We start from the raw sequence: 14,314 nt of genomic DNA on the forward strand, positions 1-14,314 counted from the left end.
AGTTTTACAGCAGATTGAATTCCTGCCTATTCGGCCTTACCCAGATACTCAAAACACATCATAGTCATATCATCGAACTGTTCAGCCCCATTAACGAATTTCTCGATCTCAGACCGAACATTTCCAAGAATCTCTTTGGCAGATGCATCTTTTGAGGAATTCAGAGCATCTATCATTCTATTTGTACCAAACATTTGTTCATGATCATCTGTTGCTTCCGGAATTCCGTCTGTATATAAAAAGAGCTTATCTCCTGCTTTCAGTTCAATATCATACTCTTTATAAACAGTACCATCCATGCCTCCTATTACAAAGCCGTGCTTATCTTTAAATAATTCAAAATTCCCATTCGCTCTCTTTATTACAGGATACTCATGTCCCGCATTGGCACATGACAGTATTCCTGACGATATCTCCAGAATTCCAAACCATGCGGTAACAAACATATCTGTCTGATTGTTGGAACAGATTGCTTCATTAGTCTTTTCCAGGGTTTCAGAGGCAGATTTTCCAAGCATCGCACAGCTTTGCAAGATGATCTTTGATATCATCATGAAAAGAGCTGCCGGGATTCCTTTTCCGGATACATCAGCCATTACCAGACCAAGATGATCATCATCTATCAGGAAAAAATCATAGAAGTCACCACCCACTTCTCTTGCCGGTTCCATTGTTGCATAGATATCAAATTCTCTGCGATCAGGAAAAGGGGGAAAATCATGGGGGATAAGTGAAAGCTGTATCTTTGTAGCCAGGGAAAGCTCTGTTTTAATACGTTCTTTTTCTGCAGTAATACTTTCCAGATTTCCAATGTACTCATTTAATTCTTTTTCCATTAAATCTACTGATCTTGCAAGTTCTTCCAGCTCATCCTTTGTATTTATCTGATCCAGAAGGCTTTCTTTATCAGGTGTCCCCTGTGCAAAATTCCTTACATTATTTCTTATAAGCACCAATGGATTTATAAGCTTTTTTCTCATGAAATACCAGTGCAAGATACAGAATACAGTAAGAAGAATAAGAGAAACACATACCATGTTGATCACATAGCTTCTGATAACCTCCAAAATGACTTCCATGTTTGTATCAACAAAAAGGAGCGCCACTGTCTGTCCATTACTGTCCTTAAGCGGAAGACAACTGGAGGTAAGATATCCATACTTTTTGGAATGTCTTGTAAGATAACTTTTTGGCCTTTCACCTGTGGTATACGCTCTCCATATCTCTTCAAAGGATGCTGCGATAGGATCTGAATCGCCTATATATGTCGCTGTATCGTAAACGTACCTCATGGTGCTATCTTCATAGGGAACGGCAATATAAATATATGCCGCACCTGAGTATTCCTCGATGTGATGCAAATACTCTTCCATCTCATGATAGTAATCATCTGCTTCCCAGGTAGTCGTATACTGGGCGATCTTGTCATGATCCAGATCATTAGAGATGATATTAGCTATAACATACCCCTTGTCGTTATACTGCTTTTCAATTACTCTGTCGAAGAGAATTGATCCACTGACTCCTAATAACACAACTAATAAAAGTGTGAAAATGATTATACTTACCAGGGTCTTTTTATTTATTCCCCAATGTTTTTTCATGCTGCACCTTCCAAAGCATCTTCAGGCTCTATGTACTGAACATCAGCCCTTTTTATAGTATCCGGATAAATCTTTAAGAAATCTTTTTTCATAGAAATGGGTACATAACCCTGTTCTTTATACGCTGCTGATTTTTCATCCCAATCCTGTGTTCCCCATTCGCGGACATCGTCATCAGCTACAACCATAAATGCCATGGACGGATAAGGATTTCTTGAATCAAGGGTATAATTCATCATGCTGGTGTCGCTTCCGCTGTTTCCAAATGCAAGAACCGGATACTGTCCTATTTCACGCTCTATCCAGATGGTCTTATTGGCATTAAGGTTCTTTTGGATGAATTCACCTGTAAAAACGAGCTCATCTCCATCAGCATATTTATAGTCCATATTTGAAGAGACGTCTTCGTTTCCTTTTACTTTCACTTCAAACTCGGTTCCTATCACATGGGAAGGCGACACATATTCACTTATTGGAGAATTGGCTATGATCGCTCTTGTCGTTGTGCGTTCTGTGCCGCTGACCACATAGATAGTAAAGTCATTGTCATAAAGGTATTTGACAACCTCCACCATGGGAAGGTAGAAACCATCTATATAACGCATATTCTTAAAGCTGTCCGTCTGCTTCTGACCAAACTCTACGGCATAATCATAAAGCTCTTCCACCGTCATTCCTGCGTAGGCTTTTGCAAAATTCCTTGCAAGCTCTTCGCCTGCTGTGTACCCGGGTCTAATCTGAGCTGCCGCTACCGTCAGTTCATCTGATACCCTTTCGGGATGATCTTCGAGACAGAAACTGATAAACATCATAGTGTCATAGTAGGTGTAGTAAGTCTCACAGGTAAGAGTTCCGTCCATATCGAATACGGCTATACGATCTTCTACCGGGATAAAATTTGCAGTATCTTTACTATTAGTAACCTTTGTCACATATTCTCTAAGGCTCACTGCTGCCTCAGAGTCAGATGACCAATATTCAGAAAGAGGTATCTCGCTGTTATTTTTGCATCCTGCTATGTAAATAAGTGTGGCAGACAATGCCGCGATAACAAATACTGATAATAAACTTCTGATTTTTTTGATATTAAAAGAACTGCACTTCATTATACTCATGACTTAGATGTCTCCTTTCGGTCTCTTAAGTCTTCTTTAATTAAGGCTGCGCTTTTAACTATCTGAATTTAATTGGTGAAAAAACTTATGTGACATTATCGTATTATTTCAAAGAATCATTAATGATAAGACATAATTATATTTTATCATATTTCGCACATCGCTATTATCAAATGTAAAAATAGTTCTATACCGAAAATTCTGGGAATTTAAAAAAAGCGGTAGAATTTGCCTTTTCACTGGAATTTAAAATTTCAAGTCAGCTATATATCTCTTTTGACATGAAAAGAAATAGAAAAAAACTGAGCGCAAATGATATGAATCTGGAATATCAGACACATACTATTTAGCACTCAGTTTTTTTGACATTTATAAATATTATTTACATAAGTTCAAAGGAAGAAATGTTGTCATCTATGAGCACGCTGTCAAAACCGATAAATACTTCAAATTTTCCTTTTTCACTATCATATTTATTATCTATAGTCCAGAATCTGAGAAGATCTTCTGTAATATCGAAGCTTACACTTGTCTCTTCTTTTGCTTTAAGGAATACTTTCTTAAAGCCTCTAAGTTCCTTAAGTGGTCTAACCCTGCTGCCGGATACGTCTCTAATATAGAGCTGAAGAATCTGGGCAGCATCTGTATCACCAGTGTTCTTTACAGTAACTGTAGCTGTGATCTTATCGCTTAGATCTGACTTATTCAGAACTTCTTTATCAAGTTCGCACTTTGAAATTTCAAACTGTGAATAGGTAAGTCCGTATCCAAATGCGTATCTTGCTTCATTAGGGCAGTCAAGATATCTTGATGTAAAGATGCTAAGTCCTTCTAGAGGCTTTGGTCTTCCTGTTTTGAAGCAGTTGTAATAAAGAGGTTCCTGAGATGCGCTCCATGGGAAGCTCATAGGGAGCTTACCTGAAGGGGATACTTCTCCCATAAGGACATCCATGATACCATGTCCACCTTCTGTTCCCGGTCTCCAACAGATCATAAGGGCATCTGAAACTTCTGGGATGTCGTCAAGTACAAGAGGTCTTCCTGTAAAAATCAGTGTTATAAGCTTTTTACCTTTAGTCTTTATCTTATCAAAAAGTTCTTTCTGAACAGAAGGGATTCTTATATCAGTGCGGCTTGTAGATTCACCTGACTGGAATACATGCTCGCCAAGGCACATAACTACTGTATCTGCAAAGTCAGCTGCTTCAAGAGCTTCTTTTACCAGCTTATCATTGTCCTCTTCCCAGGTATCTGAATGGAATTTAAACATTCCAAGATCAGTATCGTTTGGAACTACCTGGCAGCCATTTGCAAATCTAACATCGCTATCCTTTCCAAAGACTTCCTGCGCAGCCTTCTTGATAGTTACTGTTGTTTCGGGATCGCTTGATATAGCCCATGAACTTCTAAGATCGATATTGTCAGCGTAAGGTCCTATAAAGGCTATCTTCTCGCTCTTTTTAAGAGGAAGGGCTCCATTCTTATTTTCCAGAAGGACAAGAGACTTGCGTACAGCATCTCTTGCGATCTTTCTGTTTTCATCTGACAGCGCTACTTTTTCAAATCTTTCTTTTGATGCTCCGTGATAAGGATCTTCAAAAAGTCCAAGGTCATTCTTGAGAGAAAGTACTCTAAATACTGCATCATCGATAAGTTTTTCAGAGATCTTTCCTTCATTAATAAGAGTTTCAAGATTGCCGCTGTACATGTCAGTACACATATCTATATCAACGCCTGCTTCGATCGCTTTATCTGCTGCGTCTTTTGCATCCTGTGCAAATCCCCAGTTTAACATCTCTGCGATCGCTGCCCAGTCAGAGATAAGTACGCCGTCAAAGTTCATCTCATCTCTGAGAATGTCTCTCATAAGCCAGTTATTGCCGGATGAAGGAATTCCATTTAATGTGTTAAAAGACGTCATGACAAGCTTTGCGCCTGCAGATATAGCCTCTTTATATGCAGGCAGATACTCTGAGCGCAGTGTATAGTCAGACAGTTCAACGTTGTTATAATCTCTTCCTGCTTCTGAAGCTCCATAAGCTGCAAAGTGCTTAACACATGCTGCGATGTGGTCAATATCTTTAATATCTTCACCCTGATAGCCTTCTACCATGGCAGCTGTCATCTTACCATTAAGATATGCATCCTCACCAGTTGACTCAACAACACGTCCCCATCTTGCATCCCTTACAAGGTCTGCCATCGGAGAAAAGGTTACGTGAACGCCATCTGCTGAAGTCTCTCTGGCCTGCACTGCAGCGCCGTTTCTGGCAACATCTGTATCAAATGTTGCTCCCTGTGCAAGCGGGCAAGGAAGAACTGTCTTATGTCCATGGATAACATCAAGCATGAACAGAAGCGGGATGTGATGCGGATGATTTTCTATATACTCTTTTTGTATTTTTATTAGTTTGTCTGTACCATGAAGACCAAGAGTACTTCCGGCAAGAGTCTTAAGTTTTTTAAGCGCCTTATCATCGGCAAGACCTGTTACAGCAGCATCTTCTTCAAATGTGCTACCAGGGAGTTGTACCAGCTGCATGATCTTCTCTTCAAGAGACATGTCTTTTAATAATGCTAATAAATCACTTTTTTTCATAGGATCCTCATTTATTCAAAAATTGATTACTACGCTTTTAATCATCATCGTAAACTAATTTTGAGTCAAGTGAAAGACTTATCTTCTTTTACCAAAATAAAATCAGTTCCGGTGAAAGCTCGTTATGTCATTTACCGGAACTGATCATGTATTATTATCTATATTTTATAACTATTATAATTCGTTATATTCATCCTGATGGTTCAGAATATATTCGATAACATTGTCTGCTGTAAGTTTTTTGACATTATCACTTAGCCAGATTGTTACCGCGCTGCTTCCCTGAGAATATTCTATATATCCCTCATAGTATTCATATGCATCACATACTACAGCAACTGTATCATCTCCATCTGATAAGATAAGTACCATGTCTGTAAGGTCATCACCATTTACATCGCAGAATGCAATTTCTTTAACATCATTAAAGTCTGACAGATTTATATCACTAAGCCTTGGATATATAATATCTTCAACTGCATTATCTTCTATTATGGCAATATCAGGACCATATGCAGTACCAGAAGTAGCGCAGGTAATTGTTTCATCTGTTCCGTAAACACTTGCTTCAATAACAGAATCTGCATAGTCTTCCCATAGTTCCCTGTTTGAATAGAACATATATGGATTATCGGAATCGCCGGTTTCTATTAATGAAATACGTCTGTATGCTCCAAGCTCGCCAACCATTTGCATTTCACCATATACAAGAACCTGTATCAGGTCATCTCTTCTAATACCTTCTTCGCATACAATATTCACATGATTAGTATCACTGACCTGATCAAACAAAATGTCGTATTCTTCTATATAAGTGAAGCCGCCTAATAACGAAATATCAAAATCAGTTATGCCTGTTTTGCTTTCTACATATGATCTGACATCATCTCCTGAAAGAGCTATCAAGTCATACTCAACAAAATCTTTGCCTATGGCATCAAGATATGCATCTAGCGCTTCGTCAGGAAAATCACAGTTTTCAATACCAGCTCCGCCATAGAATACCTCGTTCCAGTTCGCCTTGTCCGGAGTCCTGTATGATGTAGCTACAAATCCGTTATTCTCATGTTGATTCAGAAAATCCTGAATATCTGAAAGTTCATCTTCTGTAAGCTCTTCTCCGTCCAGCATTACAGTAGAGTCGTAGTCAGTGATATCTTCAAATTCACTTTCATCGGTTTTCTTTTTAGAATCGTTATCGTTGTCTTTCTTTGCTGAATCGCTTTCTTCATCAGCATCAGAAGCGGCATCAGATGCATCAGCAGATGAATCGGCATCGGATTCTTTAGCTTCCGTTTCTTCATCTTCAGTTTCTTTAGTTGAAGCTTCTTCACTCTCGTTAGTAGATTCCTCATCGCTTTCATTTTCGGAATCAGCTTCACCAGAATCTTCTACTGCTTCTTCATCTTCTGAATCAATTTTAAGCTGTGCGCTATTACAACCTGATAAAATAATGGCTGCAGCCATAGCCCCTGATATGGTTTTAATTATCTTCTTTTTCATTGTGTTTCTCCCTGAACTTAGTTTATTAACAGTTTGACCTTCGTAAGCCATATCAGTATAGCATCTTTTAATTTGGATTTTTCTTTATCTGATACAGCGTCAATTGTAAGCGATAAAGCGCACAAATCATTGAGTAAAGCCATTTGGACGGAAAAGGTTGCATGTTTCTTTTTTGTTTCAAAAACTTTATTCATGGAAGAACAAGCACAGCATTCTTAAGAAGTTTCTTTATGATCGGATCATACTTTTGTATTCCGAAGTCCTCTACAATACTTGTTATTCTTGCTCCAGCATCCTTGGATGACGCTCCGCATAGAAAAACTCTTTCATTTTTCGTACCATAGTCCAGCACTATAAACCTGTCATGAAATACTCCACCCGTGTGTTGCATCGTAATATTTATTCCCGGGTACTCTTTGCAAAAATCTTTAAACTCTACATTATGCAGTTTTGCATTACCGACATTATCACTGAATACTTTGATATCCGCACCCACCGGAGCATTCTTTAACATTACTAATGTCCTTAATCCTATATAATTATCAACAAGATAGACTGACTTCTTCGCCTGACTATATATAGAAGAATACGCCATATCAGCACTGCAATACTTAGTGTTGTACATAAGCCAGCCATTATCCTCATCATTAACAAAGCTGTTCATCATATCTGCCAGGTCGGATTTTGTAACAACATCATTAAGCTGATTCATAACATCGGACATCTGCTTTTCTACAGAGCCTAAATCCATACGAAGTTTACTAATTTCTGCCATATTCTCTGTGGTCTGCATGGAAAGCCGCATTACTTCACGCTGACCAATAAGGGTTTGATTACCTACTATATAGTCCTTCATCTTTTTAAAAGTACGTACAAAATCTCTACTTTGTTTGACAGCCAATTCACCTTTTAATACAGTCATAAGCATATAAACCCCTTGCTCTGTGAATGCATATGGTGTATATCGAGGTCCGCCCCAACTTGAGGTGAAATTTTTACACCTCAAGATTTTATCGAATTCATCTTTTGTTAATCGAAACATAAACTCATCGCCTTCAAACTTAGCAGCGTTATTCTTCACTTGTTTATTAAAGTTCTTTGTTTCATATCCATATATTTTAGCAAGGTCTGTATCCAGCATCACCTTAACTCCTCGAACTACATACAGCTTTTCTCTAAGAAGTTCCTCTGTAATTTCAATTACCTCTATCTTCGTCTTCTCTGTTTGTTCTTTTTTCTTTCCTGCCATAACCTTCTTCACACCTTAAACTCAATTATTCTAAACTTGAGGTCGAAAAGTTCGACCTCAAGTTTGCAATTCAATTTCCTCTGCCTTTTCCTGCATCTTCTTCATTTCCTCATAATATGCCTTATACCTGTAAGCGGTCCTACGACTGATTGCACCTTGCCCAACAATCTCCATTATTGTCATTCCACTTTCATATTGAACCACAAAGTCGTTATATGACCGCATCCAATGTTCATCATGCTTCTGTCTGCCAGCGAACTTTTTGCTCTTATAATATTCAAGTTCTTCTTTGAGCTTTGCATTCTCTTCCGCAAGCTCTGAGATTCTTTTTAATGCATCTTCAAGTGTTGTGATCATATCGCATCCTTTCTGTGCCAAAATAATCGTGACACTATTATAGTGTTATGTTACTCTTGTGTCAATTTAATCATGGCACCAATATTATTCGAACCTCTATCTATACCAATAAAATTCTTCCATCCAACAATTCATTGTGCTATACTTCCTCCTATGAAGAGATTATTTAAAAACACACTATTTATCGGTATATTATTATTTATATTATTTTTTGTGGCCAGATTCATCTTAAGACAGTTCGGATTAATGTTCAGGGCCTGGATCAATTTCATTTGGCTTGCAAGTAGTTTTATATTATTTATATGGGGATTCATAAAGTTTTATAATAGCGTACAAAATAAAATTGCTAAGCGAGTGCTCTCAATTATAACTGCTGTAGTTATCATTTTTGCAGTCTTTCCATTACCATTCCCTATTGGTTTAACGTTGGCAATTGATTGGGCAGGGGAGATTGGAGCATTTCCAACCAGAGAAGATGTTATAGAATATGATGGATATAAAATCGTCGGATATCATCGTTTCGCATTTTGGGATTCAGAAGTAGAATTCTATGAATACAAGAACTCATTTGTTGTTGGAAGCCACTGTCTATTATGGTGTTATGGTTACGATTATGATAACTATGATGGTCATTTCTATGCTTACGATGAGTTTCATTCCTTTACTATCGAAGATATCGTAGATAATATAAAAAACTGAGTGCTTATCACACTCAGTTTTTTATGTTTGTGGTCGCAATTTGCGACCTCAATTCTTTGTCTTCTTCAGATATTCCTCAAATTCAGATGTTCTTGACCAGTATTTGGTTCCCCACTTTTCAAAATTCCATATTCTGTTCCGCATACAGTAATCTTTTTTTCTAATGCAAATCTAGGTCCTTCCTCCCCTATTTCACCAGTTTGAACAAAGCCCACCTTAGCAAGTATATTCTTAGAAGGCTGATTATCAGGATCGGTCTCTGCTTCGACTCGTGATACGTTGTTCTGTGATAGTGCCCATTCAGTCATAGCCTTTACTGCCTCTGTCATATAACCATTTCCGCAATAACCTTCTTTGAGACCATAACCTATTTCCACCATTCCATCCTCTGTAATTCCTTTAAAGCAGAGGTCTCCAACGATGATTTGAGGCTGTTTCTTAAGTTCCATATTCCAAGTTGCGTACCACACTCTGTCTGTAGGGTTATCTAGGCGACCTTGAAGCATTTCGGAATATGCCTTCTTCAGTTCAGGATCATTCTCGTTATCAATTTTTTTCTGCATCTCATCGTCTGAAATTGGATACAGGAAAAGTCTTTCTGTCTCTATTTTTATCATGTATTTTTACTCGTCCTTCTCCTAGCAAAATGAATAGTGATATTTCTTTCTAAGTCCCAGATCTCTCATAGTATAACACCATTCTAAGACGCATTGGCAGGTTCCGTGACAGAATGAGCCACTGTCAGGTTATTGAGCCAGCGCTCTTTTTTCAGCCATAGATGGAATATTCCCATCTTTATAATGTCCAGAATTTTAACGCAAAGGTACATCTGTACAGGTCCAATATCAGTATATCTACCAAGTATAAACAACATTGGAAGCATAACTACTATTGTTATTCCTGCATCTGCATAGGCACCCATCTTTGTGTCTCCGCCGGATCTTGCTACAGCCTGCTGCGCGTTAATGAAGACCCATACAGGCATAAAGAAGGACATAAGTATTACCATGTTCCTTGAAATAGCAATAGCACTTGGGCTAAGCTTTCCAAATACAACAGGAACGATCAGTGTAGTAGCAAATCCCACGAAAGTCATAAAAATTCCAAATACAAATGATCCAGATAAAAGCCATGTCTTTTCAGCACGTGCTTTTTTAAGATCACCCTCACCCAGTGTCTTTCCGATAATTACGCTGGTTGCTGAATAGATTCCGCCAAATGCAATGAAGAACAGATTTGCTATTGCAAAGCTTGATGCCATTCCTGATACAACATCTGCTCCGCCTCTTCCATTGTATATCGCTGTAGTTATAGTTTCAGAAAGAACCCATGTCATCTCACAAAACAGCATAAGTGCACCTTTTTTAAGTACTTCTCTAAACAACTGTCCGTCTATCCTAAATTCTCTGCCAAAGCGAATTGCAAAATCAGGTATTGTTTTAATATATATTGCTGCAAATATAATAAATTCAATTGTCCTTGCTATGACAGTTGCAAGTGCAGCGCCACGCACTCCGAGTGCCGGAAGTCCAAGGTGGCCATAGATAAGTAGGTAGTTTAGTACTGTGTTTGCCAGTGTAGCAATTATAGTAACAACAAGCGGTATCTTAACTTTTCCCATATCTCTAAGGGAACTTGCTATGCACACAGACAGTGTCATGGGAACTCCGATCATCGACATGATCCTCATATACTTTACTGCTTCATCAAGAATAAGATCTGCCTGTGTGTTCCCAATTACCATAAGAGACAGTACTTCTCTGGGATATACAATGCACACAAGCAGATATGGGATCATAGCTGCAAAGCTGACTAAAACCTTGAACATAAAAGCCTGCTGCATTCCTGCTTTATCCTTCGCCCCAAAGAACTGGGTTAAAAATATTCCACCTGACATACAGATTGTGTTAACAAAAACCATGAACACAAAAAGTATCTGTCCTGCAACATTTACTCCGGACATGGATATGTCACCAAGTCCTGATACCATAAAGTTATCTATCAACGATACCATACTCTGTATGAGCTGCTGAAGCATTATGGGTACTGCTATCGCCAGAGCGCTTTTATAAAATTTTCCATTTCCAAATATAGAACTCTTTTCCCTCATTTTCTTCAAATCTCCTAAAAAAACTGAATCTGGTTTTATTACCTATTATCTATTTAACATCAAATAAAAAACAGACCCATTAAATTCACTGATTTGGGTCTGTTTTACACAGCTTTTGTTTTTATAAAAACAGAGAATTTATTGCTTAGACAAAAGACATACGGTCTCTACATGAACGCTCATCGGGAACATATCGCAAGGGCGTACATGCTCAAGCTTATAGCCTCCGTCGCAAAGTATTCTTAAGTCTCTAGCAAGTGTTGCACTGTCACAGCTGACGTAGACGATCCTATTTGGAGCCATCTTGAGCATGGTATCAAGGCACATCTGATCGCATCCTTTTCTTGGAGGATCAACAACGATAACATCGGGATGAAGTGCGTTTGAAGAGCTATCTTTCTCAGATTCCTTTTCATAAAAATCAGGGAGTACTTCCTCCGCTTTTCCTACATAAAACTTTGCATTAGAAATACTATTTCTTGCTGCATTGTCATTAGCATCATCGATTGCCTGAGGTATTATCTCTACGCCGTATACCTGCTTAGCCTTTTTGGACATGGACAGAGTGATGGTTCCTATTCCGCAGTAAAGATCCCACACTGTTTCGTTACCTGTAAGACCAGCGTATTCAATTGCCTGGCCATAGAGCTTTTCTGTCTGCACGGGATTAACCTGATAGAAAGACAGGGGTGAAATATTAAACTCAAGACCGCAAAGTGTATCTTTGATGGTATCCTGTCCCCATATAGTGTGAATCTCAGTTCCCATTATTACATTGGTTTTTTCTGTATTTATACTTACAGATATGCTGGTCATTCCATCTATAAGAGACAGCTTTGAGATAAGCTCATCCTGATTTTTGATGTATATATTATCAGTATTATTTTTATTCTTATAATTAATAACAAGGCATACCATGAGCTGGCCGCTTACAAAGCCTTTTCTTATAAGGATATGTCTTACAAGACCCTTACCTGTTACTTCATCATATGGCTCTATATGGTTCTTTTCCATATGAGCTATTATGATCTCAAGGATTTCCTTATTATCAGGTACGCCAATGATGCAATCCGTATTAGGGATTATGTTGTGAGAATGTCCTGCATAAAAGCCTGTTACTATCTTGCCGTTTTTATCCTTTCCAACGGGGAACTGGGCTTTGTTTCTGTATTTGAAGGGATCGTCCATACCTATGATAGGCTCCATGATAGAGTCTATTTCCTTCTCATCAAAGCCGCCAAGTCTTACTATATTATTTCTGACTTTGCTTTGTTTGAACCTCAGCTGACTTTCATAAGACATGTTCTGGATCTGGCATCCGCCGCACTGTCTTGCGATAGGACATTTAGGCTTAACCCTGTCTTTTGAAGGTGTTATTACTTCTTCAAGATGGGCATAGGCATAGTTTTTCTTAGCCTTCATTATCTTGGCTTTAACAAGGTCGCCGATTACCGCATCTTTAATAAAGAGAGTATAGCCATCAATCTTGCCTATACCCTCTCCGTCATTTCCTATATCTGTAATTTCAACTGTAAGCAGATCATCTTTCTTATATAATCTGGCTTTTTTATCGTCTTTCATTTAAAACCTCTCATAAAACTGCTTTGGTTTTAAAGCCAATGATTTATATCCATTAACTTCTTTTGAGCCTTACACTAAATCCTCATCCATGACTTTAGCCTTAGGCAAAGAGAAAACAAATTCTGTTCCTACTCCTACAGTACTGATGACATTGATATTCTCGCCGTGAGCCTTGATGATTTCTTTGACGATCGAAAGGCCAAGGCCTGTTCCCTTCTTATCTTTTCCTCTTGAAAGGTCAGACTTATAGAAGCGCTCGAATACCATCTTCTGATCTTCCTTTGGAATTCCGATTCCGGAATCCTTGACGGATACGAATATCTTATTTTTCTTCTCTGTAGTTTCAATCTTGATGACAGAATCGTTATGACTGAACTTGATGGCATTGTCCATAAGGTTATAAAGAACCTGCTGGATCTTGCCCATATCGGCAAGTACTATCATCTGTTCATCTGTAAGAACAAGTTCTATCGCGATCATCTTGGATCTGCAGGTTCCTTCGAAGGTTGCAGCTGTATCTCTGATGACCTTGTTAATATCAAACTCACCCTTTTCAAGCATCATTCCGCTTCCGATGTTGTTAAGGGTCAGAAGTCCATTAGTAAGCTTTGTAAGTCTGTCTGTTTCATTAAGAACTACCTGAAGATAATGCTCATGCATATCAGGAGGAATAGTTCCGTCTATCATAGCCTGCAGATATCCTCTTATGGATGTAAGAGGTGACCTGAAATCGTGTGATACGTTAGCTATGAATTTGCGCTGGTCTTCTTCCGATCTTGCTATCTCACCTGCCATGTAGGATACTGCAGCACCCAGGTAACCTATCTCATCATCGGATTCCAGTGTAAACTTATAATCCATGTTGCCTGAAGCATACTGTTCTGTAGCTGTCGTAACCTTCCTGAGAGGTATGTATACCAGTTCTGTAAAAAAGATAAGAATAATAGCAGAAAGAAGGAAGAGTATTATAAGAAGCACATAAGAGATATTTAAAAGCTCATAAGCTTCTGTCTTGATAGCGCTCATTGGTGTATGTATTACTACATATGCTCTTACCTTGAAATTGGCTGTAATAGGAGCAAATACCGACAACTCTTCTTCCGGAAAGGTTCCAAAGAAATCACCTACAGTATAGTAAGTACTGCCTGTAACAGTGGGATCAAATCCATCAACAACAACCTCAGCATTTTCATCAAGGACTCTGCTTGAATCAATAACGAGTCTTCCTGACGGGTTAATGATCCATATGGTCGACTGCATATATCTGGACAGATCAATAAGCTGTGACTGAACTGTAGAGATCGTAGTATCACTGTTATAAAGGTCAGTAGCATAAGTATTAGCTATCTGAATAGCCTCAGAATAAAGACTCTCTGCCCTTGCTCTTCTGCAATGCTCCATGGTCATATTGGATATAACAGTACCAACAGCTATAAAACCGAACACAGCAAACAGCACATATGCAATTAGAAATTTAAGATAAATAGTACGTTTCAT

11 protein-coding genes are annotated in these 14,314 nt (G+C 38.4%); 1 reads left to right on the forward strand and 10 read right to left on the reverse strand.

From position 1 onward, the window contains the following. Nucleotides 1-26 precede the first annotated feature (26 nt). From WAA20_RS18725 to WAA20_RS18750, 6 genes are all read right to left on the reverse strand, one after another. Entirely contained in the window at nucleotides 27-1,604 is a 1,578-nt protein-coding gene (locus WAA20_RS18725; protein ID WP_073385677.1) for a SpoIIE family protein phosphatase, read from the reverse strand. Then, entirely contained in the window at nucleotides 1,601-2,719 is a 1,119-nt protein-coding gene (locus WAA20_RS18730; protein WP_073385679.1) for an HAD family hydrolase, read from the reverse strand. The genes WAA20_RS18725 and WAA20_RS18730 overlap by 4 nt, the downstream gene beginning before the upstream one ends. 382 nt (nucleotides 2,720-3,101) lie before the next feature. After that, nucleotides 3,102-5,318 carry a beta-glucosidase BglX gene (bglX, locus tag WAA20_RS18735; RefSeq protein ID WP_073385680.1) on the reverse strand — a complete coding sequence of 739 codons (2,217 nt, stop codon included), beginning with the start codon at nucleotides 5,316-5,318 and terminating at the stop codon, nucleotides 3,102-3,104. A 174-nt stretch (nucleotides 5,319-5,492) separates the two neighbouring features. Beyond that, a complete protein-coding gene (locus tag WAA20_RS18740; RefSeq protein ID WP_073385682.1) occupies nucleotides 5,493-6,821 on the reverse strand; it encodes a hypothetical protein in 1,329 nt (442 codons plus the stop codon). A gap of 190 nt (nucleotides 6,822-7,011) precedes the next feature. Next, nucleotides 7,012-8,070 carry an ORF6N domain-containing protein gene (locus WAA20_RS18745; RefSeq protein ID WP_073385683.1) on the reverse strand — a complete coding sequence of 353 codons (1,059 nt, stop codon included), beginning with the start codon at nucleotides 8,068-8,070 and terminating at the stop codon, nucleotides 7,012-7,014. Between the two features lie 57 nt (nucleotides 8,071-8,127). Next, the gene (locus WAA20_RS18750) at nucleotides 8,128-8,448 is read right to left on the reverse strand and encodes a resolvase (RefSeq protein ID WP_338801828.1); all 321 of its coding nucleotides are present in this window, start codon (nucleotides 8,446-8,448) and stop codon (nucleotides 8,128-8,130) included. Nucleotides 8,449-8,499: 51 nt separating this feature from the next. On the opposite strand from WAA20_RS18750, the gene WAA20_RS18755 reads away from it, so the two are divergent. Continuing rightward, the gene (locus WAA20_RS18755) at nucleotides 8,500-9,126 is read left to right on the forward strand and encodes a hypothetical protein (RefSeq protein WP_139263614.1); all 627 of its coding nucleotides are present in this window, start codon (nucleotides 8,500-8,502) and stop codon (nucleotides 9,124-9,126) included. A 65-nt stretch (nucleotides 9,127-9,191) separates the two neighbouring features. Here WAA20_RS18755 and WAA20_RS18760 read toward each other — a convergent pair whose 3' ends face one another. The 4 genes from WAA20_RS18760 to WAA20_RS18775 form a co-directional block, all read right to left on the reverse strand. Then, nucleotides 9,192-9,743, reverse strand: a complete 552-nt coding sequence (locus WAA20_RS18760; RefSeq protein WP_081373678.1) for a GNAT family N-acetyltransferase — start codon at nucleotides 9,741-9,743, stop codon at nucleotides 9,192-9,194. Nucleotides 9,744-9,826: 83 nt separating this feature from the next. After that, a complete protein-coding gene (locus WAA20_RS18765) occupies nucleotides 9,827-11,236 on the reverse strand; it encodes an MATE family efflux transporter (protein WP_073385688.1) in 1,410 nt (469 codons plus the stop codon). Nucleotides 11,237-11,374: 138 nt separating this feature from the next. Continuing rightward, entirely contained in the window at nucleotides 11,375-12,817 is a 1,443-nt protein-coding gene (gene rlmD / locus WAA20_RS18770) for a 23S rRNA (uracil(1939)-C(5))-methyltransferase RlmD (RefSeq protein WP_073385689.1), read from the reverse strand. A 69-nt stretch (nucleotides 12,818-12,886) separates the two neighbouring features. After that, the gene (locus tag WAA20_RS18775) at nucleotides 12,887-14,314 is read right to left on the reverse strand and encodes a HAMP domain-containing sensor histidine kinase (RefSeq protein ID WP_073385691.1); all 1,428 of its coding nucleotides are present in this window, start codon (nucleotides 14,312-14,314) and stop codon (nucleotides 12,887-12,889) included.

Source organism: Butyrivibrio fibrisolvens, assembly GCF_037113525.1.
Lineage (GTDB): Bacteria > Bacillota > Clostridia > Lachnospirales > Lachnospiraceae > Butyrivibrio > Butyrivibrio fibrisolvens.